This window comes from Amycolatopsis sp. NPDC058278 (assembly GCF_042881395.1).
Taxonomy (GTDB): Bacteria; Actinomycetota; Actinomycetes; order Mycobacteriales; family Pseudonocardiaceae; genus Amycolatopsis.
Genome location: NZ_JBHVXZ010000086.1, coordinates 1 through 24,440 on the forward strand (window position 1 = coordinate 1; position 24,440 = coordinate 24,440).

Sequence of the window (24,440 nt, forward strand, 5' to 3'; positions counted from 1 at the left end):
TTTGGGGCGCGCGGTGTGGATGCGCCAGAAGCGGTACATCCCGGCCTTACACCCCCCCCCGTACGGCCCCCTCCCCCGACCCCGGGTAGCGGGCCCTTCGTCGTCTCGGACGCAGTGAAGATCGTCCGAACGGCGGTGATCCACCGTAAGTCCTCAATGGACAGACACAACACCTCCGATCCCAATAGCGCTGAATGTCCTATTTGGGACGTATTGCTACTTGCCGATAAGACCGTACGTTCGTCGCTTGTTCACGGGGCTTTCACACCGGATGCTGATTTCCGCTAAGCCGCACCATTTTTCCCCGTCGTCCCCGTTCTCGGCCCGGCTCGACCCCGGGCCGGTTCGCCCTGCCCGGAGGAGATCCCCCGATGCACCTGAGACGTCCATTCGTCTTGGCCGCGAGCGGCGCCCTGATCGCCGCGGTGTGCACGACCACCGCCGCCCAGGCCCAGCCCGCCACCCCGAACGCCGTGCCGGACGCCCAGACCCTGGCCGTGTCGGCGGCGGCCGGGCTCGTGGCGAGCCGGCCCGCCGCGCTGCACGCGAGCGCGGACGACGTTTTCCTGGCCCAGAAGGCGATTTCCGCGACCAACGGCCTGAAGTACATCCCCTACGAGCGCAGCTACAAGGGCCTGCCCGTGGTGGGCGGTGACTTCGTGGTGGCGACCGACTCGACCGGCCAGGTGCTCGGCACCTCCGTCGCCCAGGACCAGACGATCAACCTCGCCGACACCACCGCGAAGGTCTCGAAGGCCGCGGCCGAGGCGACCGCGCGGCAGCAGCTGTCCGCGGTGGACAGCGTGAGCCCGGCACAGCAGGTCGTCTTCGCGCTCGGCGCCCCGACGCTGGCGTGGAAGAGCACCGTCGTCGGCCGCGACGCCGAAGGGCCGAGCCGGCTCGACGTCATCGTCGACGCCGCCACCGGGAAGGTCCTCAAGACCCAGGAGCACGTCCTCAACGGTGACGGCACCAGCGCGTGGAACGGGCCGAACCCCGTGCACCTCGACACCACGCACTCGGGCAGCACGTACTCGCTGAAGGACCCCGCCATCACCAACACGTCCTGCCAGGACGCGGCCAACAACACGACCTTCAGCGGACCGGACGACCTCTGGGGCAACGGCACCGCCAGCAACCGCGAAACCGGCTGCGTCGACGCGCTGTACGCGGCCCAGACCGAGAACAAGATGCTCTCGCAGTGGCTGGGGCGCAACGGTTTCGACGGCAACGGCGGCGGCTGGCCGATCCGCGTCGGCCTGAACGACCAGAACGCCTACTACGACGGCACCCAGGTCCAGATCGGCAAGAACACCGCCGGCGGCTGGATCGGCTCGATCGACGTCGTGGCGCACGAGCACGGCCACGGCATCGACGACCACACCCCGGGTGGCATCTCGGGTGCGGGTACCCAGGAGTTCGTCGCGGACGTCTTCGGCGCCTCGACCGAGTGGTTCGCGAACGAGCCCGCTCCCTACGACCAGCCGGACTTCCTCGTCGGCGAGCAGGTGAACCTGGTCGGTTCCGGCCCGATCCGCAACATGTACAACCCGTCGGCGCTGGGCGACAAGAACTGCTACGACAGCAGCGTTCCCAACGGTGAGGTGCACGCGGCCGCCGGCCCCGGCAACCACTGGTTCTACCTGCTGGCCGAGGGCACGAACCCGACCAACGGGCAGCCGACCAGCAGCACGTGCAACAGCTCCACCGTCACCGGCCTCGGCGTGCAGACCGCGGTGAAGATCTTCTACAACGCGATGCTGCTCAAGACCTCCAGCAGCTCGTACCTGAAGTACCGCACCTGGACGCTGACCGCGGCGAAGAACCTGTTCCCGGGCAGCTGCACCGAGTTCAACACCGTCAAGGCGGCGTGGGACGCGATCAGCGTGCCGGCGCAGTCGGCCGACCCGACGTGCTCGGCGACCGGCACGGTCACCGTGTCCAACCCGGGCAACCAGTCCACCACGACCGGTGGTTCGGTGAACCTGCCGCTGTCGGCTTCCGGCGGCACCGCGCCCTACACCTGGTCGGCCACCGGCCTGCCGGCCGGCCTGTCGATCAACGCCTCCACCGGCACGATCTCGGGCACCGCGACCACCGCGGGGACCTCGAACGTCACGGTGACGGCGAAGGACGCGGCCAACAAGACCGGCTCGGCGTCGTTCACCTGGACCGTCGGCACCACCGGCGGCTGCTCCGGCCAGAAGATCGTCAACGGCGGCTTCGAGTCGGGCAGCGGCAGCTGGACCGGTACCACCGGCTCCATCGGCCAGTGGGGTTCGCAGGGCCAGGCCGCGCACGGCGGCACCTACTCGTCCTGGCTCGACGGCTACGGCTCCACCACCACCGAGTCGATCGCGCAGTCGGTGAGCATCCCGGCGGGCTGCCACGCCAGCCTGACGTTCTACCTGCACATCGACACCGCGGAGACGACCACCTCCACCGCCTACGACAAGCTGACCGTGGCCAACGGCAGCACGACGCTGGGCAGCTACTCCAACCTGAACAAGGCGTCCGGGTACGCGCTCAAGACCATCGACGTCTCGTCGGCGGCCGGCGGCACCCTCGCGCTGAAGTTCACCGGCACCGAAGACAGCTCGCTGCAGACCTCGTTCGTCATCGACGACGTGGCCGTCACCCTGAGCTGACGCTGAATCACTGACGCGGGGAGGCCGGGTGAACCGGCCTCCCCGCTTCGCGTTTTTCCGGAGCAGAATCGGCGGATGGACACCGAAGAGCTGCGAGCGACCCAGGCGCCGCTGAAGGACAAGTACCGCGAAGATCCGGAGAGCGCGCTCGTCACGCTGCACGCCGACGCCGAACTCGACGGCCTCGGCATCTCGTGCAAGGTCGAAACGGGACGCGCGGTCGTCGAAGCCGGGCTGCACCCGGCCACCGGCGGCGACGGCACCCTCGCCTGTTCGGGCGACATGCTGCTCGAAGCGCTCGTCGCGTGCGCGGGCGTGACACTGCGGGCCGTCGCGACGTCGCTGGGCCTGACCGTCCGGGGCGGGCGCGTCCGGGCCGAGGGCGACCTCGACTTCCGCGGCACCCTCGCCGTGGCGAAGGACGCCCCGGTGGGCTTCCGCGCCATCCGGCTGTCGTTCGACCTCGACACCGACGCGAGCGAGGACCAGCTGGCGACGCTCAAGAAGCTGACCGAGCGCTACTGCGTCGTGTTCCAGTCGCTGCGGACGCCCCCGGAGTTCGCCGTCACGCTTTCGGCGAACTGAGCCGGCTCAGGGAGAAACCCGGAGGACAAACCGGGCAGCGTGGCCTAGCTTGTCGGGGTCACCTGAAGGGGGAGCCGCCATGCCACAGCCGGGACCGGACCCAGCCGTCCGGGTACGCGGGCTCGTGAAGACCTACGGGACGACGCGCGCGCTCGACGGCGTCGACCTCGACATCCCGGCCGGGCAGGTGCTCGGCCTGCTCGGCCCGAACGGCGCCGGGAAGACCACCACCGTGCGCATCCTGACCACGCTGCTGCGCCCGGACTCCGGGTCGGCGCACGTGGCCGGGTACGACGTGCTGGCCGAGCCGGACGAGGTGCGGCAGCGGATCGGGCTGTCCGGTCAGTACGCCGCCGTCGACGAGAACCTCACCGGGTTCGAGAACCTGTACATGGTCGGGCGGCTCTACGGCCGGAAGAAGGCCGCGGCCCGCTCGCGCGCCCGGGAGCTGCTCACGCGGTTCCGGCTCGAGGAGGCCGCCGACCGGCCGGCGAAGGGCTACTCCGGCGGGATGCGGCGGCGTCTCGACCTGGCCGGCGCGCTGGTCGCCGAGCCGACCGTCGTCGTGCTGGACGAGCCAACCACCGGCCTCGACCCGGGCGGGCGGCTCGACACCTGGCAGGTCATCAAGGAGCTCGTCGCCGACGGCACGACCGTGCTGCTGACCACGCAGTACCTCGAAGAAGCCGACCAGCTCGCCGACTCGATCGTGGTGATCGACCACGGCCGGGTGATAGCGCGAGGTACGGCGGACGAGCTGAAGGCCCAGATCGGCGGCGAACGCCTGGAGCTGGTCGTCGCCTCGGCCGCGGACCTGCCGGCCACCCTGGAGGTCCTGCGCGAGGTGGGCACCGGCGAGCCGTCCGGCGACGACCACACGCGGCGGGCCGAAATCCTGGTCGACACCGGGCCGAAGGCGCTGATCGAGGCCTTGCGGCGGCTCGATTCCCACGGCATCACGGTCCAGGACGTCGGCCTGCACCGCCCGACGCTGGACGACGTCTTCCTGTCCCTGACCGGCCACGGCGCCTCGTCGACCGAGGGGGTCTCGAAGTGAATGCGCTCGCGAAGGGCATTTCCGACGGCGGCATCGTCACGTGGCGCAACCTGATGAACGTCCGCCGCAACCCCGACTGGCTGATGGCGGCGACGCTGCAGCCGATCATGTTCGTGCTGCTGTTCGCCTACGTCTTCGGCAACGCGATCGGCGGCGAAGCGGGCGGCGCGGCGTACCGCGAGTTCCTGATCGCCGGGATCTTCGCCCAGACGGTGGCGTTCAACTCGGCGTTCACGGTCATCGGCTTCGCCAACGACCTGCAGAAGGGCATCATCGACCGGTTCCGCTCGCTGCCGATGTCCCGCATCGCGGTGGTCCTCGGCCGCACGACGTCGGACCTGGTGGTCAGCGTGGTGGCGCTGATCGTGATGTCGGCGTGCGGGCTGCTGGTCGGCTGGCGCATCCGCGGCAGCTTCTGGGACGCGCTGCTCGGCTACCTGGTGATGCTGATGTTCGCGTGGGCCCTGTCCTGGGTCGGCGCCCTGATCGGCCTGGCGGCGCGCAGCGTGGAGGTGGCGCAGAGCGCGGGCCTGATCTGGATGTTCCCGCTGAGCTTCATTTCGTCGGCGTTCGTCCCGACGGACACGCTCCCGGCGTTCCTGAAGGCGATCGCGGACTGGAACCCGTTCACGGCGGTGATCAACGCGACTCGCGACTTGTTCGGCAACCGCTTCGGCGCCCCGCCGACGGGCTGGCCGGCGGAGCACGCGGCGCTGTACGCGATCTTGTGCTGTCTGGCGATCATCGCGATCTTCGCCCCACTGGCGACGGCGCGCTACCGCCGGGTGGCGAGCAAGTAGGCCGCGGCTACTTCTGCAGCGGGAGCTTGGTCAGGCTGAGGCTGCCGAGCAGGAGGAGCGTGATCGCGACCGCGAAGTAGCACAGGAGCCAGAGGGAGGCCGCGAGCCGGGAATACCGGTCGACGGCGTCGGCAGTTCGGGCGGCGAGCGAAATCCAGTGCCGTTTCGGAGCCGCGTGCTGCACTGGGACGCCGTCCTGGTCGAAAGCCCCGACTGCCTGCGCCACGGCCGCCGGGAGACGGGGATCGGCCGGACCGGCCAGGACGGCGACCACATCCTTGAGCATCGCGGTCATCTCGTCTGGGCACGCCCGGGCCAGGGCCTTCGTTCCCGCGAGGAACGCATGGATCCGGCCGCTGCAGGCGCGCAGGATCGAGGCGATCGGATGCTGTGTGAAAGCCAAGTCGATCCGCGCGGCCGCGGCGTCCAACGCCCGCGCGGCTCGGGCGAGAAGAACTCGTCTTTTGCCGAGAACACGTCGCCGGGCAAGGTTCTGCTCCGCTGTACGTTCGTAGTCAGTCCTCTTCGGACAGCTCCACGATCGGGATCACCCGCCTGGCCTGCCGGGCCTTCGCCTGGTGGTCCGCGAGGAACGGGTAGTGCTTCTCCAGCTCCGTCCACGTCCGCACGTAATCCGCCCCCAGCAGGGGCAGTGCCTCCGCGTCGAACGATCGGCCGTCCACCTCGACCCGCACCCGGGAGTCGGCCTCGAGGTTCAGGTACCAGTCCGGGTGACGGGGCGCGCCGATGTTGGACGCCACCACCAGCCACCGGGAGCCGTCGCGGTGCACCATCATCGGGACCGTCCGGGGCTCGCCGGAAAGCCGGCCCGTCGTGGTCAGCAGCGCCAGGCGCTCGCGGTGCATGCCCTCGACCTCGCCGCCCGCGCGAAACTGCTCGATCACCCGGCGGTTGGTCTCCCGGACGTCCACGACGGTCACCGGTCGTAGTACCGGGTCGGCGGGTCCTGCTGGGTCCACTGCTGTCGGGTCGGCGGGGGTGCCGCGCTCTGCTGGCTGCGACGCCGGTGCAGGGTGCGGGCGCTGGCCGCCATGCTGTTCACCACCGCGGCGATGACCAGGCCGATCACCAGGTTGATCACCGCCGTGGCGATCTTCGCGCTCGGCGCCACCGTCAGGGTCAGCGGCAGCACCACCGCGATCAACGTCACCAGCACCATGATCCAGCCGAAGAACTGGGACGGCGCCGGCGTCGCCACGCTCAGCAGGTGCATCAGCCCGGTGGCGAGCAGGGCCACCGCGGCGGCGACCAGTGCGTACGTCGTGGTGCTCGCGTTGCCCCAGACGCCCTCGCCTTTTGGGGCGAGCACTTCGACCTCGAAGATCCCGCGTGCGATCAGCAGCCCGACGACCGCGAGCAGGGCCGCGACCACCGCCGTCGCCACGCCGCCCGCCCACAGGCGGCGCGCGTCGATCCCCGGGCGGACGTCCTGGGGCTGGTTCCCGTAGTAGTCGGACATCAGAGCCTTCCTGGGTCGGCTGCGCCTCTCACCCCGATTGTCCCCCGTTTCGGCCCCGGCCGCGATTTGCGCTGGAGTGCACTCCAGCTCGTAGCGTCGGATCCATGACCACCGCACAGCACAAGATCGGTTCGGGCTTCGGCGCCACCACCACGGCCGCCGAAGCCGTCGCAGGCGTGGACCTCACCGGGAAGCTCGCCGTCGTCACCGGCGGGTACTCCGGGATCGGCCTCGAAACCACCCGCGCGCTGACCGGCGCCGGCGCCCACGTCGTCGTCCCGGCCCGCCGCCGGGAGACCGCCGAGGAAGCGCTCGCCGGCATCGACGGCGCCGAGGTCGACGAGCTGGACCTGGGCGACCTGGAGAGCGTCCGCGCCTTCGCCGGGCGCTTCCTGGCGACCGGACGGCGGATCGACCTCCTCATCGCCAACGCCGGCGTCATGGCCTGCCCCGAGACCCGCATCGGGCCGGGCTGGGAAGCCCAGTTCGCCACCAACCACCTCGGCCACTTCGCGTTGGTCAACCGGCTGTGGCCGGCGGTCGCCGAGGGCGCCCGCGTGGTTTCGCTGTCCTCGCGCGGTCACCACTACTCGCCGATCCGGTGGGACGACGTCCACTTCGAGACCGGCTACGAGAAGTGGCAGGCCTACGGGCAGGCCAAGACGGCCAACGTGCTCTTCGCCGTCCAGCTCGACCAGCTGGGCGCCGAGAAGGATGTCCACGCGTTCGCGCTGCACCCCGGCGGCATCATGACGCCGCTGCAGCGGCACCTGCCGCGGGCGGAGATGATCGAACGCGGCTGGATCGACGAGGCCGGCAACTACCTGGTGCGGTTCAAGACTCCCGAGCAGGGCGCCGCGACCACGGTCTGGGCGGCGACCTCGCCGCAGCTGGCCGGGCTCGGCGGGCTGTACCTGGAGGACTGCGACGTCGCCGAGCTCGCGCCCGACGGCGCCGAAGGCCTCGCCGAGTCCGGGGTCCGCCGGTACGCCGTCGACCGCGAGCAGGCCGCGCGCCTGTGGACGCTGTCGGCCCAGCTCACCGGCGTGGACGCGTTCGCGCAGCGATGATCGCGCCCTGATTGTCACGTCGGCGGGGCCCCGGACGATACTTTGTTCGTGATCTTCCGACGTTTGCCGGTCACGGGACCGGGGTACCTGCCGCCCGTGGCCGACGAAGCCGGGAGAACGGGGCACCCGCCGACGAGCGACGGGGCGGGGGTCACCTGTGGCCGTTACGCCCTCGGTGAATTCACCATCACCCCGCGCAGCCCCCTGGACGACGAGCGGCCGCCGGGGCTGCTGGGCGGGCGCTACGAGGTCGGCAGGCTGATCGGCAGCGGCGCCACGGCCCGCGTCTACCGGGCCTACGACGTCCGGCTGACCCGCGAGGTCGCCGTCAAGATCTACGACCGGGACGCGGTGGCGCTCGACCAGCGGCGCCGGCTGCGCGAGATGACGATCCAGGGCAGCATCAGCCACCCGGGCGTGGTGGCGCTGCTGGACAGCGGCGACGAGAACGGCCGGACGTACCTGGTGATGCAGCTCGTCGAGGGCGAGAACCTCGCGGAGCGCCTGCTGAGCGGCCCGATGCCGGCGGCGGACGTGACGGCGCTGGCCGACGGGCTCGCCGAGGCACTGGCCCACGTCCACGCGCGGCGGATCGTGCACCGCGACCTGAAGCCGGCCAACGTGTTCCTGTCCGCGGACGGTCCCCTGATCGGCGACTTCGGCATCGCCCACGCCCTCGACACCACCCACATCACGGGCACGGGCCTGATCCCGGGGACGGCGGCGTACCTGGCGCCGGAGCAGGTGTCGGGCGAGCCGGCGGGCCCGCCGGCGGACGTGTACGCGCTGGGCTTGATCCTGCTGGAATGCCTGACGGGACAACGGGAGTACCCGGGCACGATGGTCGAGGCGGCCATGGCCCGGCTGACGAGACCGCCGCGGATCCCGGAGGACGCACCGGCGGCGCTGGCGTACACGTTGCGCCGGATGACGCAGCGCGAGCCCGCCGACCGGCCGACGGCCGCGAAGGTCCTGGACATGTTGCACGCCCCGCCGCCGACGCTGCCGTGGAGCCGGGTGGAGCGCAGCCCGCGGTGGCGTCGCCGCCCGGCACGCCAGGATGCGGGTTCCGCCCCGGCCCCGGGTGGCCTCGGCCGGGCCGCGACCGGCGCGAGTCCGGCCGCCGACGCGGCGCTCGCGGCTTCCGGCTCGGCGGGCTACGGCCTACCGGCCGCCGACCCGGCGCTCGCCGACCCGGCGCCCGCCCACCGCAGCCCCTCGACCGGCCACGACCGGGCCGCCGCCGAGGCGCCGACCCAGTTCCACGCCGTCACGGCCACCACCGCGCCCCCGGCCGACAGCCCGAAACGCCGCCGGCTGACCGCCGCGGCCGGGCTGACCGCCGCCGCCGTTGCCGCCGTGTCCGCGTTGCTGCTGGTCGAGCAGCAAGACGGGACCAGCTCCCCCGCCCAGCCACCGGCCGCGCACACTCCCGTCGCCACCGCCACGCCTTCGTCCACCCCGCTCGCCGAATCCGGAACCCCCGCGCCGCACTCCGACGCCGGCGGCCGGGGTCCGGCCACCAGCGGGGCGGCGTCCCTCGAGCCCGCCGCCGTCACCCACGAGACCCCGGCGACCGTCGTCCAGCCCCCGAAGCAGGGCAAGCCCGAGAAACCCGAGAACCCCGGCAAGGGCAAAGGCAAGGGCCCCGGCCACGACTCCTGAGCGGCGGCCCGGGACCTCCGGCACGCGAAACCGGGTCCAACGGCCCTAGTGCGGAATACCATCCGGAACGCACGGTAATTACATTTCCCGAATTGGGACTCGAACCAATAACGACAGGTAACCGGAGCTGCGTCCGAGCCGACACACACCACGTGCCAGCTGCGCTTCGCACCGCGCCGGGCGCTGCCGCCGGGAATCCCCTCCCGCCGGCTCGACGATGTTTCCGGAGGTTTCGATGAGTGTCAACGCTGCCCTCGCGCGGCCGGTTTTCCGCACCCCGCGCGGCCGGCACGCCAAGCCCCGTCCCGCGTGGCCGCGGGTCGCCGGCCGGGCAGTCTTCCTGATCTCCGCACTGGTCTGCGCCGTCGCCGTCGCCGGCTTCGGGTGGCCGCCCGTGCTGCTCGTGGTGCCGGCGGCCGCATTCGCGCTGCTCGTCGCGAGCGTCGCGAAATTGCGCACGGCGGCCCGGAAGATCGACACCATCTTCGCCGAAGAACTGACCGGATCGGACCGGCGTTGAACGAAAGCGCGCCATTCGATCATTCCCCGGCCGGCCGGCCGGGCGACGGCGGAAGGCTGATGTGCGGTCCATGGACTTCTTCTGCTTCCACTGGCCGCGGCCCGCGCATTCGCCTTCGACGAGCCCACCTACCAGGCCGGTGGGTACGCCGCCATCGAGGTGCGCACCTGGCGGTTCGGCGGGCGGGTCACCGCAGGTCCAGCCACATGATGCGCAGCCCGACGTCGCCCTCGGCCGGGTGGCGGAACGCTCCCGGGGCCGTTCCGAGCGTCACGAACCCCAGGCTCTCGTACAGGCCGATCGCGGCCACGTTCACGTCGACGACCGCGTTGAACTGGATCGCCGCGAACCCGCTCCGCCGGGCCCAGCCGATCAGGTCCGTCGTCAAGGCCCGTCCGACGCCCGCGCCGCGTGCCTCCTTCGCGACCATCAAGCTGCCGGAAGCGACGTGGCTGCCGGGCCCCGGCCGGTTGGCGTACATGTTCGCCGTGCCCGTCACCCGGTCGCCGTCCAGCGCGACGACCACCCGGGCCGGCGGATCGCGCAGCCACATCCGCCGGGCGTCCTGCTCGGTCATCGCCGGGTCGTAGGGGAACGTCCGCTGCTCGGTGACGACGTCGTGGATGATCGGCCAGATCGCGGGCCAGTCCTCCTCACGGGCTTCGCGGATCACCGGGTCACCGCGGCGCAGAGTTCCGGCACGACGGCCTCGATGTCCTCCCGCAGCACGAAATCGGCATCGTCGTCGTAGGGCGTCGGGTCGCGGTTGACGACGACCAGCGTCGCTCTGGCCTGCACGGCGACCATGCACAACGACGCCGCCGGCTCCACCTGCAGCGAACTGCCGATGGCCAGGAAGAGCCCGCTCGCCGCCGCGATGGTCCTCGCCTGACCGAGGACGTCACCGTCCAGCATCTGTCCGAAAAGGACGATGTCGAGCTTGAGAATCCCACCGCAGTGCGGGCACAACGGGTCGTCGTCGCCCGCCGCGAGGATCTCGACGGTCGGGAAGCCGGCCGCGCACCCGGTGCACCGCGTGGTGTGCATGCTGCCGTGCAGTTCGAGGACCTTGCGGGCGGCGAGGCCGGCCCGCTGGTGCAGCCCGTCGACGTTCTGGGTGAGCACCCGGACGGCGGCCCCCGCGCTGTCGAGTTCCGCCAGCGCGCGGTGGGCCGCGTTCGGTTCGGCGCGCCAGGCAGCGTGCCCCGCGTACGTGCGCCAGAATTCCCGGCGCACGCCGGCGTCGGTCATGAAGTTCTCGAGCGTGAAGGCGTTCACGGCGCTCGGCGTGCGCGTCCAGACGCCTTCGGGGCCCCGGTAGTCGGGAATCCCGGACGCGGTGGAGATGCCCGCGCCGGTCAGCGCGGCGATCCGCCGGGCGCCGCGGATCCGGTCGATGAGCTTGCCGTCCATGGTGGCGAAGGCTAATGGCTTCGCCGCGGCGGCACGACCGGATTACCGTCCTTCCGCAGCCGCAACGCCAACGCCGGGCACGCCGCGGCCGCGCCACGCGCCTCCGCCGCCAGTCCCGCCGGCACCGGGCCCGGAGCGACCACCGGATAGCCCCACTCGTCGAGCCGCACCAGTTCCGGCAGCAGATCCGCGCACAGCCCGTGCGCACGACACCTGATCGGGTCGACCGTCACCTTCATGCGACACCCGCCGGGACCCGGCACCGGCCGCCGGCCTGGTGGGCGCGGACGTCGGCGTCGAACACCCGCAGCGCGCTCGCGGCGAGGCGGGCCGCGCCGTCCGGGTGGGCGCACGCGCCCCGGCCGGTGAGCAGCGGGAGGCGGCGGGCCAGCCGGGGCGCCGACGGGCCGCCGCGGATCAGCTCCGCGAAGTCGGCCGCGATCGACGGCAACCCGAACGTGCACGGCCCGCACTGCCGGGCCGACTCGGCCGCCAGGAACGCCAGCACCTTCGCCGTGTACTCGAGCCCGCACGCACGCACCGGCAAGGCGTGGACCGCCGCAATACCCGTTACACCACCATCGAGCTCGGCCGTCCACGTTCCGCCGTAACCGCCGGTGAGCACCGCCTGCACCGGCTCCGCTTCGCCGCCGGCCGCGGCCAGCACGCCGGCCAGGGACGTCCCGGCGGTCACTTCGACGACGCCGGGCCGCCGGACCGCACCGGTGACGGTGACGAGTTCGGTCCGGGACGCGCGGTAGTGGTGCGGCCCCAGGAGCACCACCGACGCCAGCTGCGCCAGTGTCTCCACATTGGACACGAGCGTCGGGCGCCCGCGCACGCCGCGTTCGGCGGGCCGCGGCCGTTTGCCGAGCGGCCGCGCGTCCCCCGACGTCAGGTACCGGACGAGCGCGGTCTCCTCGCTGGCGACGTAGCGGCGTGGAACCTCCGCGACTCGCACCGGCACCCGGTCTTCGCGCTCGGCGAGGGCGGCGGCGACACCCGGCAGCGCCGGGCTGCCCGCGTGCACGCAGAGGACGGCTTCGGCGGCACCGATGGCGTGCGCGGCCAGCTGCAGGCCGTCGAGCACGAGGTGTGGCGAAAGCGTCAGCAGGGCAACGTCCTTTCGGCTCAGCGGATCGCCTTCACACCCGTTCGCGACGACGATCGAGCGTTTCGACCGGGCCGCGCGCAGCTTCACCGCCGTCGGGAAGCCCGCGCCGCCGCGGCCGCGCAGGTCCGCCGCCTCGACGGCTTCGATCAGCCGGTCGCGGCCGTCGTCACCGTGGTAGGCGACCCACGGCACGACGCCGTTGCGGCGCCGGTGGCCGGCCAGGTCGAGCCGGTGCGGGGGCAGGATGCTCATCGGGTGCCTCCCAGGGCAGCGAACTTGCGGACGCGGGCCGCGCGGTAGCCGGCGGAACCGAGCACCGCCAGCACGCACAGCGCGTCGAGGGCGGCGATCCAGCCGTACGCGGCGTCGTCCTCGGCCATGCCGAAGCCGTGCACCAGCGCGACCGGCCAGCACAGGTAGGCCAGCCAGTGCACGGCGCGCCACGCCCGCGCCGGCAGGCGGGTGCGCACGAGACTGGTGACGACGATCGCGAGCACCAGGTCGATCGCGACGGCGCCGAGCCCGACCCACAGCGGCTGGTAACCGGCGCCGAACGGGACGACGACGTCGAGCCAGCCGAGCGGGACGTAGCCGTCGAGGATCGCCGACGCGATGTGCGCGGCGAGGAACGCGAGGCTGGTCAGCGCGAGGTTCCGGTGCACGGCGGCAACGGTGAACCGCGGCCACCCGCGCGTGGCGAACCGGCCGGCGCCGAGCGCGCCGAGGACGACGACGCCGGTGAACAGCGCCAGCGAAACGAGCCCGGTCGCGCGGCTGAAGTACCACACCGCGGAGCTCATGCCGCCGCTCGCTCTCCGGGCCAGCCTGGTGTCGTGACGACGTCGCCGTCGACGCCGGCCAGCCGCGCCGGGAGGTGTCGTTGCTCGAGCCAGGCGGGTGCGCCGGCGCCGAGGACGATCGCCGCGGTGCTCGCGGTGTTGGCGTCCACTGTGGACTTGGCGGCGACGGTGACGGTGCGCCACCGCGCTTCGGGAACGTCGCCGGTGCGCGGATCGACGATGTGGTGCACGGTCCGGCCGCCGTGGCGCCAGCGTCGCCGGGTGGTCCCGGAGGTGGCCAGCGCGCCGTCACGGTGGAGGGCGACGGTGGCGTCCGGCCGGGTGACGGCGTCGGCGTGATCATCGCCGAGCGCGACCAGCCAGCCGCCGGTCGGAGGCGGCCCGGCGGCGCGCAGATCGCCGCCGAGGTTCACGACGGTGCCGCAGCCGACGGTGGCGTGGATCCGCCGGGCGGCCCGATCGGCGGCGAGGGCCTTGGCGGTCGCGCCGAGGTCGAGGTGGACACCCCGGGGGACGACGACGAGCCGCCGGACGGGGTCGAAGAGGATCCGGTGCCAGCCGGGCGCGGGGACGGTGGCGGGGTACCGGTCAGCGGCATCGGCGGGCGCACGGCCGAGCCCGGCCGCCCCGGAACCAGCCGGGTACCGGGCAGCGGCATCAGCGGGCACCCAGCCGAGACCCGTCGCGCTGTCCCGATCATCGGCACCGCCGAGTTCCTCCGTGTACCGATCACCGGCGACGAAAGCGAAATCGCGGTCGTACCCCAGCGCGCGCACCGCGGCCCCCACCGTCGGGTCGACCAGGCCCTCCGTCAAGCGGGCCGCACGCAACGCCACCCCCACTGCCTCCGCGAGCAGCGGTCCCACCCGGACCTCACGCCCGGCCGCCTCGTGCAGCCGCGAGATCTCCGAATCCGGCCGGAACCGGCTGCACGCCGCGTCGATGGCCGCCAGTTCCTCCCGGAGCACCGCGACCGCCGCCCCGAGCCGGGCGGGGTCGGTCACCAGCAGCTCCGCCGTCGTGCCCAGCGCCGGGAAGGCCGTGGTCACGACGCCCCCGAGCCGGTGTGGGCGTGGCCGGAGCCGCTGCTCAGGCCGCTGTCCGGCGCCTGGAGCTGGTCCTGCGGATCAGTCGTGGTCGTGGAGTTCTGCGTCGTGTCGGCCGAGGCCACCGACAGGCCGAAGCCGATGGCGCCGACCGCGGCCGCGCCCAGTACCGCGGCGGCCGCCGTCGCCAGTGCGGCCTTGCGGCGTCCCTGCTCGCGGCGGGCGGGTCCGGCCGGGGTGGTGGGTTCCATGGCACCGAGTGTCGGCGCCGTTCCTTTGAACGAGCTGGGAACGACCTGTCAAAGCCCTGACGCCCCCACCAAAGGAGGTTGACACCGGAAAGCCATTCACCCACTCTTTCCGTTGTCTGCCGGAGGTTTCCTGGTGTTCACGAACCGGACCACAGCACCTCACGAACCGGTCCCCTGCCGTGGGCACCATGAGGCGCCCACCCCCTCAGTGCTGGAGGACCCATGATCCGCAAGCGGATCTTCGCCGCGTTCGCCGCGGCCACCCTGGTCACCGCCGGCGCCGCCACGGCGGCCGTCGTCACCGGAACGGACGAGTCCGCCGCCGTCCGGCCGACGGCCGCGGCCGTGCCGGCGTTCGACCACATCGTCCTCGTGATGTTCGAGAACAAGAAGTACTCCTCGATCAACGGCAGTTCCAGCGCGCCCTACTTCAACACCCTCGCCTCGCAGAGCGCGAAGTTCACGAACTCCTTCGCGATCACCCACCCCAGCCAGCCGAACTACGTCGCCCTCTTCTCCGGCGCGACGCAGGGCGTCACCGACGACAGCTGCCCGGCCAACCTCGGCGCGAAGGCCAACCTCGGCCGCCAGCTGATCGACGCGGGCAAGACCTTCAAGGGCTTCTCCGAAGCCATGCCCTCGGACGGCTACACCGGCTGCTCCAGCGGCACCTACCGGCGCAAGCACAACAGCTGGGTGGACTTCTCGAACGTCCCCGCCGCGAGCAACGTCCGGTTCTCGGCCTTCCCGGCCGACTTCACCCAGCTGCCGACCGTTTCGTTCGTCACGCCCGATATGTGCAACGACATGCACGACTGCGGCGTCGGCACCGGCGACACCTGGCTGAAGAAGAACCTCGACGCCTACGCCCAGTGGGCCAAGACCCACAACAGCCTGCTGATCACCACCTTCGACGAGGACAGCGGCACCTCGGTCAACCAGATCTTCACGACGTTCACCGGCGCAAACGTCAAGGTCGGCAGCTACAGCGAGTCGATCAGCCACTACACCGTCCTGCGCACCATCGAGGCGGCCTACGGCCTGCCCGGCATCGGCAACGCCGCGAGCAAGTCGCCGATCCTCGACGTCTGGCAGTAACCGCGTGTACCTGTCCACCATCGGTCGCCGGGAGCATGCTGGGACGGTGTCCCGGCGCAAGCTCTCGGCGGTCGGCGCGAACGTCTTCGCGCTGGGTGCCGTCAGCCTCGTCACCGACGTCTCCTCGGAGATGGTCACCGCGGTCCTGCCGGTGTACCTGGTCCTCGGGCTGCACCTGAGCCCCGCCGCGTACGGGGTGTTCGACGGCCTGTACACCGGCGCGACGGCGTTGCTGCGGATCGTCGGCGGGTACGTCGCCGACCGGGTCCGGCGGCGCAAGGTCGTCGCCGGCGTCGGCTACGCGCTGTCCGCGGTGGCGAAGCTCGGGCTGCTCGCCGCCGGGGCGTCGGCGGCCGCGATCGGCGCGGTGATCACGCTCGACCGCACCGGCAAGGGCCTGCGGACGGCGCCCCGGGACGCGCTGATCACGCTGTCGGCACCCGAACCGCTGCTCGGGCGGGCCTTCGGCGTGCACCGCGCGATGGACAGCGTGGGCGCGTTCGCCGGGCCGCTGGTCGCGCTGGCCGTGCTGGCCGCCGTCGGGGCCACCGACCCCGGAGCGTTCGACGCCGTGTTCGTCGTCAGTTTCTGCATCGCCGCGATCGGGGTGCTGCTGCTGGTGCTGTTCGTCCGCGACCGGCGGACGCCGAAAGCGGCCGGGACGCCGGTCTCGCCGCGAGCGGCGGCCGCGTTGCTGCGCGGCAGCGGCGTGCGGCGGCTGCTGGTGGCCGCGGGCGTGCTCGGGCTGGCCACGGTCGGCGACGGGTTCGTCTACCTGCTGCTGCAGCACGAGGAGGACATCGCCACCGGCTGGTTCCCGCTGCTCGCGGTGGGCACGAACCTCAGCTACCTGCTGCTCGCCGCGCCGCTGGGCGTGCTCGCCGACCGGGTCGGGCGGCTGCCGGTGGTGCTCGGCGGCTACGGCGCGCTGGCGCTGGTCTACCTGCTGCTGGCCGGGCCGGTGTCCGGCTGGCCGCTGATCGCCGGAGCCCTGGTGTTGTACGGCGCGTTCTACGCGGCGACCGACGGCGTCCTGATGGCGCTCGCCGGCCCGCTGCTGCCGGAGTCGTTGCGCACCACGGGGATTTCGCTCGTCCAGACCACGCAGGCGCTCGCCTACTTCACCTCGTCCGTCCTGTTCGGACTGGCGTGGCAGTTCTGGGGCGCGGACCTCGCGATCGCGGTCGCCGCCGGCGGGGCCGTGGTCGCGATCGCCGTCACGTTCGTGGTGCTTTCCCCGCGGAAGGTGACGGCGTGAAAACCCGGATCCTCGTCGCGGTCATCGGCGTGCTCGTGCTCGCCGGGGCGGCGGTCGCGTACGTCGGGTTCGCCGGCGCGCGCAGCCACGACGTCACCGCGACCGGCGTCGTCAGCCTCGACCCGGGCCCGCGGCTGCTGTTCCGCAGCACCGGTGACGCCGACCGCGGGCACGTCGCCACGGTGTCCGCTACCGACCCCGGCGGTCCGCGGACGGTGTCGCCGCTGTCGTGCGCGCGGGTGTACGCCGCCGGCGGCACCGGGCTCTGCCTGCGCCAGGACGGCGACCTGACCACCTACCAGCTGGCGGTGCTCGACCGGGGGCTGGCGGTGCGGCGGGAGATCCCGCTGGTCGGGCTGCCGAACCGGGCGCGGGTGTCGGCGAGCGGCCGGATGCTCGCGTGGACGGTCTTCGTCACCGGCGATTCGTACAACGGCGGCATGTTCTCCACCCGCGCCGGCATCCTCGACACGGCGACCGGCGACCTCGCGGGCACGCTGGAGGACTACGCGGTGACGCTCGACGGGAGGCCGTACCAGGCCGCCGACCTCAACTTCTGGGGCGTGACGTTCACCGGCGACGACCGCCACTTCTCCGCGACGATGTCGACGGCCGGCCACCGCTACCTGGTCGCGGGCGACTTCGCCGCGCACACGATCCGCACGCTGCGCGAGAACGTCGAGTGCCCGTCGCTGTCCCCGGACGGCACGCGGGTGGCGTTCAAGGCGGCGGTGGACGGCGACCCGGCTCGCGGGTGGCGGTTGTCGGTGCTCGACCTGGCGGGCTTGCGGGTGACGCCGATGGCCGAGACCCGCAGCGTCGACGACCAGCCCGCCTGGCTCGACGACCACACGATCGGCTACGGCGTGCCCCGCGGCCCGGGCCACGCGGACGTCTGGTCGGTCCCGGCCGACGGCTCCGGCGCCTCCCGGCTGCTGATCCCGGACGCCGAGTCCCCGGCGGCCCTGGGTTCGTGACCGCCGGCAACCGGCCGGTCAGTCCAGTTGGCGCAATCCGTCGAGGATGCGGCGCATCAAGTCCGAGTCCGGCGGCGCGAACGCGAACCGCGGGGCCGCGAACCCGACGGTCGCCGGGGCCGGCGGCGGGAGCAGGCCCGCCACGCGGCACGGCAGCCGGGCCGGGGCCGCTTCGCGGCGGGTCTGCGCCGGGATCGGCATCGTCGGCAGGGCGACCGTGCCCGCGTCGGCCAGCTTCCGCGCGGCCAGCTCGCGGCGGAGGCGCGTTTGGATCCCGGCCACGGTGAAGTCCGGCTCCGGGTCGGGGGCGGCGGCCGGGGAACGGCGCGGCCGCCGTTCCAGGGCGATCGCCCAGGCCGCCGCGGCGAGGGCCGGCAACAGCAGCCCGGCGACGATCGCGAGACCCGGCAGGTCGACGGCCATCAGGCGGCCCCGGGCACAGGTAGGAGCATGACGTTCACTTCCGGACGGACGGTTCTTCCGCAACATGGCCGACACCTGGATATTCGACTTCGACGAATTTTCGCGGACCCCGAAGTCCATCATGAATGACGGTCGGCGCTCCCGCAAGCGGCCGAACGGGGTCGGCCGTCCGGACGGTAAAACTGCAGCTCAGAGTGGGTTTCGCGGCGGGTAGACCGCGCCCCTCACCCAGTAATACGGCTGCGGGTTCGATCCGGTTCACCGCATTTTTGTACGATTCGTGTACGTCGCGGCGGGAAACTGGGGAAATGCGCACCCAGACCTGGCTCGTGGCCGCTGTGCTGGCGCTCACCGGGCTCGCCACCGCGTCCCCGGCCCTCGCCGCGGACGGCAACCCCCTCGAAAAGACCGACGGCTTCTACGTCGACCCGGACTCGAATCCGGCGACGTGGGTCCGCGACCACCCCGGCGACAGCCTCGCGGGCCCGATCCGGACCGCGATCGCGGCCAAGCCCGGCGCCCGCTGGTTAGGCACCTGGAGCGGCGACGTCCGCGCCGCTGTCGACAAGTACACCTACGCCGCTGACGTCGCCGACAAGCTGCCCGTTCTGGTCGCCTACAACATCCCCGGCCGCGACTGCGGCGGCGCGTCGACCGGCGGCGCCGGCAGCCCACAGGCCTACCGCGACTGGATCTCGGCGTTCGCCGACGGCATCGGCGGCAAGCCGGCGATCGTGGTCATCGAGCCGGACGCGCTCGCCCAGCTCGACTGCCTGCCCGGCGACGCCCGCCAGACGCGGATCGACCTGCTGGAGTTCGCCGCGACGCAGTTCGCCCAGAAGGCCCCGAACACGTGGGCCTACCTGGACGGCGGCAACGCCACCTGGATCCCGGCCGCGACGATGGCCGCGCGGCTGAAGTCGGCAGGCGTGCAGTCCATCCACGGGTTCGTCTTGAACGTGTCCAACTTCCACACCACGGCCGAGTCGACGACGTACGGCAAGGCCGTGGGCTCTTCGCTGGGTTACGCGGCCCCGTTCGTGGTCGACACCAGCCGCAACGGCAACGGCCACGGCACGGACACCGAGTGGTGCAATCCGCCGAAGCGCAAGCTGGGCGCGACGGCCCAGCTCGGCGGCGGCCCGGAGATGCAGCTGTGGATCAAGGTCCCGGGCGACTCCGACGGCAGCTGCGGCTACGGCTCGGGCGTCCCGGCGGGCACGTTCAGCCCGGACCTGGCCGGCCACCTCATCAAGGGCGACTGACCAGGTCGCAGGACGTCGCCAGCTCCGCCGGGGTCGCCCCGGCGGGACGGGCGATCGTCGCCGAGGCCGGCGGGCGGGTGCCGCGCAGCCAGCCGCCGAGGGCGTCGAACGCCGTCCGGAAGCACGGGCCCAGCGGGCGCAGCCGGTCCGGGAAGGCGTCGACCAGCCCGTCGACGTGGTTGCCGCCCTCGATCCGGTAGTACCGGTGCAGTGCTCCGCGCCCCGCGGCCGTGATCATCCGGTCGTAGACGTCGGAGTCGCGGGTGATCGGCAGCAGCGTGTCGAGCGTGCCGTGCAAGGTCAGCAGCGGCTTGCCGATCCGGCCGGTCAGCGAGATCCGCTCGACCGCCCGCGCCACCGAAGGCGGCCGGGACGCATACGCGTAGTCCGCGTCGCAGGACGGCGTTCCCGAAGCGCAGAACGGGGTTCCCGCCTCCAGCGGCCCGTCGAACGACGGGTCGACCTCCTCGCGGTAGATCCGCTGCGTCAGGTCCCAGTAGACGCGGTAGTGGTAGTCCCACAGGAACTCCGACCCCGGCGCGAATCCGGCGTCCAGAATGGACTGGTGCGCCGACGGCGATCCCGCCGCGTACGCCGGGTACGCGCGCAGCGCCGGTGGCAGGAAGGTGAGCAGGTTCGGCCCGTCGGCCCGCCACAGCGTCCCTTCCCAGTCGACGCCGCCGTCGTAGAGCCACGGCCGGTTCTCCAGCTGCCACCGCACGAGGTAGCCACCGTTGGACAGCCCGGCCGCGAGGGTCTTCGCGACCGGACGGCCGTAGTGCCGGGCCGCGGCGGCACGAGCGGCGAGCGTCAGCTGCGTGACGCGGGAGTTCCACTCCGCCAGTGCGTCCCCCGGCCGGACGCCGTCGGTGAAGAACGCCGCGCCGGTGTTGCCCTTGTCGGTGGCGGCGAACGCGTAGCCTTCCGCCAGCGCCTGGTCGCCGATCGCGCGGTCGTTCGCGTACTGGCGCCGCACGCCGGGCGAGCCGGAGACGACCAGGCCGCCGTTCCACCGGTCCGGCAGGCGCAGCACGAACTGCGCGTCGTGGTTCCAGCCGTGGTTGGTGTTCGCCGTGGACGTGTCCGGGAAGTACCCGTCGACCTGCACGCCGGGCACCCCGCGGAAAGCCGGCAGCCCGGCCGAGGTCAGCCCGGCCCAGTCGGCCTCGACGGTGTGCCCGGACGCGACGGTGCCGGTCGTCGTCAGGTCGTCCAGGCACGCGGCCACGGACCGCTCGGCGCCGGGCACGTGCACCGAGCAGCGCCCGGCCGAAGCCGACGCCGGTGCGGGCAGCGCCGCCGCGAGCGCTCCCGCCAGAACCCAAGCCAGCCAACCCCGCACGGTTCACCTCCGCCTCTTCGCGATACCCGAACCCAACCGCGTGCGGCGCCCCGGAGCCATCCCGCCGGTCACCATGAACGGGCGAGCCGATGTGGTGGACGGCCACATGGTCTCCGGCGGCGAGGCCGTCCTAGCGTCGCTGGGACCCCTCTCAACGACGAGAAGGAACTCACCATGCGCAAACTCGCTTTCGCCGGACTCGCCGCGATCACCGCCGCCGTGCTCACCACCGTCGGGGTGGCCGCCGCCGATCCGCCGCCGTCGTCCCTCGTCCAGATCCCGTCGTTCGGCGCCAATCCCGGCGCGCTGGCGATGTACACCTACACCCCCGCCGGGCTCGGGACCGGCCGTCCGGTGGTCGTCGCGCTGCACGGCTGCACGCAGAGCGCGGCGGACTACTACGCCCACTCGGGCTGGCCCGAGCTGGCCGACCGCTGGCGCTTCGAGGTCGTGTTCCCGCAGCAGTCGACGGCGAACAACTCGCTGAAGTGCTTCAACTGGTTCTCCACCGCCGACGACACCCGCGGCAACGGCGAAGCCGCCTCCGTCAAGTCCATGGTGGACAAGGCGATCGCCGACCACGGCTCGGACCCCTCCCGGGTGTTCGTCACCGGCTTGTCGGCCGGCGGCGGGATGACCGCCGACCTGCTCGCCGCGTACCCGGACGTCTTCGCCGCGGGCGGGATCAACGCCGGGCTGCCCGCCCAGTGCGCCACGAGCGTCGTCGAGGCGACGAACTGCCAGCAGAACGACCAGCACCTGACGCCGGCGCAGTGGGCGTCGAAGGTCAAGGCGCAGTACCCCGGTTACGGCGGTCCGTGGCCGCGGGTCGCGATCTGGCAGGGCACCGCCGACTACACCGTCTACCCGGTCAACGGCACCGAGCTGCGCGACCAGTGGACCGCGGTGCACGGTGTCTCCCCGACGCCGACGAGCACGCAGTCCCTGCCCGGCGGCACGACCCTGACCGACTACGCCGGCCAGGTCCGGCTGTACTCGATCGCGGGCATGGGCCACGGCACCGCGGTCGACCCCGGCACCGGCCCGGCGCAGTGCGGCAGCACCGGCGCGTACTTCCTCGCCGGGATCTGCTCCAGCTACCACACGGGCGTGTTCTTCGGCCTGGACAAGGGATCGGGCACGACGACGACGGCCGTGCCGACGACGACCACCACCACGACCACGCCGTCGGGCACCTGCGTGAGCGCCAGCAACTACGCCCACACGCAGGCCGGCCGCGCGCACCAGAGCGCCGGCCAGACCTACGCGAACGGTTCGAACCAGGCCATGGGCCTGTGGAACACCTTCACCGTCCACGCGCTGCGGGAGACGTCCCCGGGTTACTGGATCCTCGCCGACGGGCAGTGTTGACCGGGGCTCCGCAAGACGGCAGTGTCAAAGGAAGATCCGCATCGGGTTGAGGTCTTCGCAGGCCGATCAGCCCGGCTTCGGCGAGCCGGGTCAGCACCCCGGACGCCTCTTCCGCGGGGACGTCCGCGGGCAGTTCGCTGCGCAGGGCCGCGAAGTCCCTGGTGCCGTCCAGCAACGGAACCAGGGACTCCAGGTGCGGCCCGCGCAGCGCTGTCGCACCGTCTTCGGACAGCACGCAGACCGCGTCGCCGCGGTCACCGGCTCGGCCACCAGATGCGGTATCCGTCGCCTTTCACGGTGCCTGACCGCGCCCCGGTCCGCTAGACCCGGGCGGCCGACGTACCGGACTGCCGAGCGGCTGAACAGGTACTGGTCCGCGGCACTCTCGAAGAAATCGAAGGCATCACCGCGGCACGCCGAGCCGGTGCAGCCGCAACGCCAGCTGGATCTCCAACGCCCGGTCCGGCGCCTGCCAGTCCTCCCCCAGCAGCGACGCCACCCGCTCCAGCCGCTGCACCACCGTGTTCACGTGCACGTGCAGCACGTCCTTCGTCCGCGCCAGCTGCGCACCGTTCGCGAAGTAGGCACGCAACGTCGCGACCAGCTCCGTGCCGCGGCGCTCGTCGTAGTCCAGGACCGGCCCCAGCGTCCGGCGGACGAACGCGTCCAGGTCCGCGCGGTCGCCGAGGAGCTGGCCGAGGAAGCCCAGCCCCGCCATCGCCGCGCCTTCGCCCGTCCGGCCGAGCGCCAGCAACGCCCGCACGCAGCGCGCCGCCTCCGCGTGGGCCTCGGCGATCGCCGAAGGGCCGCTCGCCGGACCCGCCGCGCCCACCGTGACCGGGCGGCCGGTCGCCGAGCCGAGGTCGGCCGCGACGCGGCGGGCCAGCTCGTCCGGGTCGCCGGTGGCGAGCAGCACGACCTCCTCCGCGTGCACCCCGACCAGCGTCGCGTGCCGGGCGGCCGCACTCGCGACGCGCCGCCGGGAGCCGCCGTCGGCGTGGGCGACCAGCACCGCGTGCGGGGCCGACAGGTCGATGCCCAGCCGGCGGCCGCGGGCCAGCAGCGCCCGGGGGTTGCGGCCGGGTGCGGTGAGCAGGTCGGTCAGTAGCTCGCCGCGGACCTCGTCCTCGGCGCGCACCACCGACCGCCGCAGCATCAGCAGCAACGCCGTCACGACGCCGGCGCGTTCGAACAGCCGCCGGTCGGGGTCGCTCAGCCCGGCGCGGCCGGCCAGCACCAGGCAGCCGAGCAGTTCCGGTCCCGCCTGCACCGCGCACACCCAGTTGTCCTTTGTGGACACCGCGCGCCCGGTGGCGCGGGCCGCGGCCAGCGCGTCCGGGTCGAGTGCCGTCGGATCCGCCGAACTCGCCAGGAGCGTGCCGTCGGCGTCGTACACCGTGAGCTCTCCGTGCAGCACGGCCGCGACCGCGTCGGCCACGTCCGGCAGGTCGCCCCCGCGCAGGACGAGGTCGGTGAGCCGGTCGTGGGCGTCCTCGGCGCGTTCCATCGTCGCGTTGGCCTCGTTGAGTTCCGCGACCGCGCGGCGGGTCTGGTCGAGGAGGTTCGCGCTGTCCAGGGCGATCGCCGCGTGGTCGGCGAGCGACGACAGCAGCGCCACCTCGTCGGCGGAGAACTCCCGGGCGGCGCGGTCGGACGCGAACAGCACGCCCAGCACCTTCGGGCCGATGGCCAGCGGGACGCCGAGGATGGCGGTCAGGCCCTCGTCTTCGACGCCGGAGTCGATGTGCCGGGTGTGCTTGAACCGGTCGTCGTTGAAGTAGTCCGAGGTCGCGTACGGCCGCGCGGTCTGCGCGACCAGCCCGCCGAGGCCCTCCCCCATGCCCAGCACGATCTGCTGGAACTCCGCCGACACCGAGCCGTCGCTGACCCGGATGTAGGTCTTGCCCTCGGCTTCGTCGTTGAGGCTGAGGTAGGAGACGTCGACGCCGAGCAGGGCCCGCGCGCGCCGGACGATCGAACGCAGCACAGTGTCCGGATCGGACAGTGCGGCGAGCTCGCTCGCGGTCTCGAACAGCGCGGTGAGCCGGGCCTCGCGCCGCCGGTGCTCGGCCAGCGTCTCGCGGATCCGCAGGGCCAGCTCGCCCGCGCTGGCCAGCGCGGCCAGGTCGGCCGCGTCGAGGGCGCCTTCGGCCCGGGCGGCCACGACGACGTGCGCCAGCTGCTCAGTGCTCGCCCCGGAGGCGAGCAGGTCGAGCAGCCGGCGCAGCGCGTCCGAGGGTGCGGTCACGGCCGTCAT

The 24,440-nt window shown here is 72.6% G+C and carries 25 protein-coding genes; 12 read left to right on the plus strand and 13 right to left on the minus strand.

Annotated features, from left to right (window positions below; genetic code table 11):
* Window positions 1–371 precede the first annotated feature (371 nt).
* The 4 genes from ACFVYA_RS34115 to ACFVYA_RS34130 all read left to right on the plus strand — a co-directional run bounded on the left by ACFVYA_RS34115 (window position 372) and on the right by ACFVYA_RS34130 (window position 5,090).
* Complete coding sequence (locus tag ACFVYA_RS34115) at window positions 372–2,648, plus strand: M4 family metallopeptidase (protein ID WP_387050900.1); 2,277 nt, start codon at window positions 372–374, stop codon at window positions 2,646–2,648.
* A 75-nt stretch (window positions 2,649–2,723) separates the two neighbouring features.
* Complete coding sequence (locus tag ACFVYA_RS34120; protein WP_285993163.1) at window positions 2,724–3,233, plus strand: OsmC family protein; 510 nt, start codon at window positions 2,724–2,726, stop codon at window positions 3,231–3,233.
* A 79-nt stretch (window positions 3,234–3,312) separates the two neighbouring features.
* Complete coding sequence (locus ACFVYA_RS34125) at window positions 3,313–4,290, plus strand: ATP-binding cassette domain-containing protein (RefSeq protein ID WP_285993164.1); 978 nt, start codon at window positions 3,313–3,315, stop codon at window positions 4,288–4,290.
* Window positions 4,287–5,090 (plus strand): ABC transporter permease, encoded by an 804-nt coding sequence (locus ACFVYA_RS34130; RefSeq protein WP_387050902.1) that lies wholly within the window; start codon window positions 4,287–4,289, stop codon window positions 5,088–5,090. The genes ACFVYA_RS34125 and ACFVYA_RS34130 overlap by 4 nt, the downstream gene beginning before the upstream one ends.
* Window positions 5,091–5,097: 7 nt before the next feature.
* Here ACFVYA_RS34130 and ACFVYA_RS34135 read toward each other — a convergent pair whose 3' ends face one another.
* The 3 genes from ACFVYA_RS34135 to ACFVYA_RS34145 all read right to left on the minus strand — a co-directional run bounded on the left by ACFVYA_RS34135 (window position 5,098) and on the right by ACFVYA_RS34145 (window position 6,570).
* Window positions 5,098–5,520, minus strand: coding sequence for a hypothetical protein (locus ACFVYA_RS34135; protein WP_387050904.1), 423 nt, complete (start codon window positions 5,518–5,520; stop codon window positions 5,098–5,100).
* A gap of 85 nt (window positions 5,521–5,605) precedes the next feature.
* Window positions 5,606–6,031 (minus strand): nitroreductase/quinone reductase family protein, encoded by a 426-nt coding sequence (locus tag ACFVYA_RS34140; protein ID WP_387050906.1) that lies wholly within the window; start codon window positions 6,029–6,031, stop codon window positions 5,606–5,608.
* Entirely contained in the window at window positions 6,028–6,570 is a 543-nt protein-coding gene (locus ACFVYA_RS34145) for a DUF6069 family protein (RefSeq protein ID WP_387050907.1), read from the minus strand. Before ACFVYA_RS34145 ends, ACFVYA_RS34140 begins: the two co-directional genes overlap by 4 nt.
* A 104-nt stretch (window positions 6,571–6,674) precedes the next feature.
* Here ACFVYA_RS34145 and ACFVYA_RS34150 point away from each other — a divergent pair, with 104 nt between their 5' ends.
* The 3 genes from ACFVYA_RS34150 (at window position 6,675) to ACFVYA_RS34160 (ending at window position 9,825) form a co-directional block, all read left to right on the plus strand.
* Window positions 6,675–7,640 carry an SDR family NAD(P)-dependent oxidoreductase gene (locus ACFVYA_RS34150; RefSeq protein WP_387050909.1) on the plus strand — a complete coding sequence of 322 codons (966 nt, stop codon included), beginning with the start codon at window positions 6,675–6,677 and terminating at the stop codon, window positions 7,638–7,640.
* 48 nt (window positions 7,641–7,688) lie between these two features.
* Window positions 7,689–9,305, plus strand: coding sequence for a protein kinase (locus ACFVYA_RS34155; protein ID WP_387050911.1), 1,617 nt, complete (start codon window positions 7,689–7,691; stop codon window positions 9,303–9,305).
* Window positions 9,306–9,540: 235 nt separating this feature from the next.
* Window positions 9,541–9,825: a hypothetical protein gene (locus ACFVYA_RS34160; protein ID WP_285993170.1), complete on the plus strand. Its 285-nt coding sequence runs from the start codon at window positions 9,541–9,543 to the stop codon at window positions 9,823–9,825.
* Window positions 9,826–10,012: 187 nt separating this feature from the next.
* On the opposite strand, the gene ACFVYA_RS34165 is transcribed toward ACFVYA_RS34160, so the two are convergent.
* From ACFVYA_RS34165 to ACFVYA_RS34195, 7 genes are read right to left on the minus strand one after another with little or no spacing between them, the layout of a single operon-like run.
* Complete coding sequence (locus tag ACFVYA_RS34165; RefSeq protein ID WP_387050913.1) at window positions 10,013–10,498, minus strand: GNAT family N-acetyltransferase; 486 nt, start codon at window positions 10,496–10,498, stop codon at window positions 10,013–10,015.
* Window positions 10,495–11,238, minus strand: a complete 744-nt coding sequence (locus ACFVYA_RS34170) for an NAD-dependent deacetylase (RefSeq protein WP_387050914.1) — start codon at window positions 11,236–11,238, stop codon at window positions 10,495–10,497. The genes ACFVYA_RS34165 and ACFVYA_RS34170 overlap by 4 nt, the downstream gene beginning before the upstream one ends.
* An 11-nt stretch (window positions 11,239–11,249) precedes the next feature.
* On the minus strand, window positions 11,250–11,477 hold the full coding sequence (locus ACFVYA_RS34175) for a ferredoxin (protein WP_387050916.1): 228 nt from the start codon (window positions 11,475–11,477) through the stop codon (window positions 11,250–11,252).
* Window positions 11,474–12,604 (minus strand): NADH-ubiquinone oxidoreductase-F iron-sulfur binding region domain-containing protein, encoded by a 1,131-nt coding sequence (locus tag ACFVYA_RS34180; protein WP_387050918.1) that lies wholly within the window; start codon window positions 12,602–12,604, stop codon window positions 11,474–11,476. Before ACFVYA_RS34180 ends, ACFVYA_RS34175 begins: the two co-directional genes overlap by 4 nt.
* The gene (locus ACFVYA_RS34185; protein ID WP_387050919.1) at window positions 12,601–13,152 is read right to left on the minus strand and encodes a ferric reductase-like transmembrane domain-containing protein; all 552 of its coding nucleotides are present in this window, start codon (window positions 13,150–13,152) and stop codon (window positions 12,601–12,603) included. Before ACFVYA_RS34185 ends, ACFVYA_RS34180 begins: the two co-directional genes overlap by 4 nt.
* Window positions 13,149–14,201 (minus strand): FAD:protein FMN transferase, encoded by a 1,053-nt coding sequence (locus ACFVYA_RS34190; protein ID WP_387050921.1) that lies wholly within the window; start codon window positions 14,199–14,201, stop codon window positions 13,149–13,151. Before ACFVYA_RS34190 ends, ACFVYA_RS34185 begins: the two co-directional genes overlap by 4 nt.
* Window positions 14,198–14,449: a hypothetical protein gene (locus ACFVYA_RS34195; RefSeq protein ID WP_387050923.1), complete on the minus strand. Its 252-nt coding sequence runs from the start codon at window positions 14,447–14,449 to the stop codon at window positions 14,198–14,200. Before ACFVYA_RS34195 ends, ACFVYA_RS34190 begins: the two co-directional genes overlap by 4 nt.
* A 222-nt stretch (window positions 14,450–14,671) precedes the next feature.
* On the opposite strand from ACFVYA_RS34195, the gene ACFVYA_RS34200 reads away from it, so the two are divergent.
* The 3 genes from ACFVYA_RS34200 to ACFVYA_RS34210 are packed head-to-tail and all read left to right on the plus strand — an operon-like array spanning window position 14,672 to window position 17,782.
* A complete protein-coding gene (locus ACFVYA_RS34200; protein ID WP_285993179.1) occupies window positions 14,672–15,547 on the plus strand; it encodes an alkaline phosphatase family protein in 876 nt (291 codons plus the stop codon).
* 4 nt (window positions 15,548–15,551) lie between these two features.
* The gene (locus tag ACFVYA_RS34205) at window positions 15,552–16,805 is read left to right on the plus strand and encodes an MFS transporter (protein ID WP_387050925.1); all 1,254 of its coding nucleotides are present in this window, start codon (window positions 15,552–15,554) and stop codon (window positions 16,803–16,805) included.
* Complete coding sequence (locus tag ACFVYA_RS34210; protein ID WP_387050926.1) at window positions 16,802–17,782, plus strand: hypothetical protein; 981 nt, start codon at window positions 16,802–16,804, stop codon at window positions 17,780–17,782. The genes ACFVYA_RS34205 and ACFVYA_RS34210 overlap by 4 nt, the downstream gene beginning before the upstream one ends.
* 18 nt (window positions 17,783–17,800) lie before the next feature.
* Here the strand turns inward: ACFVYA_RS34210 and ACFVYA_RS34215 are convergent, their stop codons facing one another.
* Window positions 17,801–18,205 (minus strand): hypothetical protein, encoded by a 405-nt coding sequence (locus tag ACFVYA_RS34215; RefSeq protein WP_387050927.1) that lies wholly within the window; start codon window positions 18,203–18,205, stop codon window positions 17,801–17,803.
* A 308-nt stretch (window positions 18,206–18,513) separates the two neighbouring features.
* On the opposite strand from ACFVYA_RS34215, the gene ACFVYA_RS34220 reads away from it, so the two are divergent.
* Window positions 18,514–19,470 (plus strand): glycoside hydrolase family 6 protein, encoded by a 957-nt coding sequence (locus ACFVYA_RS34220; RefSeq protein WP_387050929.1) that lies wholly within the window; start codon window positions 18,514–18,516, stop codon window positions 19,468–19,470.
* Here ACFVYA_RS34220 and ACFVYA_RS34225 read toward each other — a convergent pair.
* Window positions 19,457–20,812: a 3-hydroxybutyrate oligomer hydrolase family protein gene (locus ACFVYA_RS34225; protein WP_387050931.1), complete on the minus strand. Its 1,356-nt coding sequence runs from the start codon at window positions 20,810–20,812 to the stop codon at window positions 19,457–19,459. The genes ACFVYA_RS34220 and ACFVYA_RS34225 overlap by 14 nt on opposite strands.
* Before the next feature lie 174 nt (window positions 20,813–20,986).
* Here ACFVYA_RS34225 and ACFVYA_RS34230 point away from each other — a divergent pair, with 174 nt between their 5' ends.
* Entirely contained in the window at window positions 20,987–22,183 is a 1,197-nt protein-coding gene (locus tag ACFVYA_RS34230) for an alpha/beta hydrolase family esterase (protein WP_387050932.1), read from the plus strand.
* A 403-nt stretch (window positions 22,184–22,586) separates the two neighbouring features.
* On the opposite strand, the gene ACFVYA_RS34235 is transcribed toward ACFVYA_RS34230, so the two are convergent.
* A complete protein-coding gene (locus ACFVYA_RS34235) occupies window positions 22,587–24,440 on the minus strand; it encodes a helix-turn-helix domain-containing protein (protein WP_387050934.1) in 1,854 nt (617 codons plus the stop codon).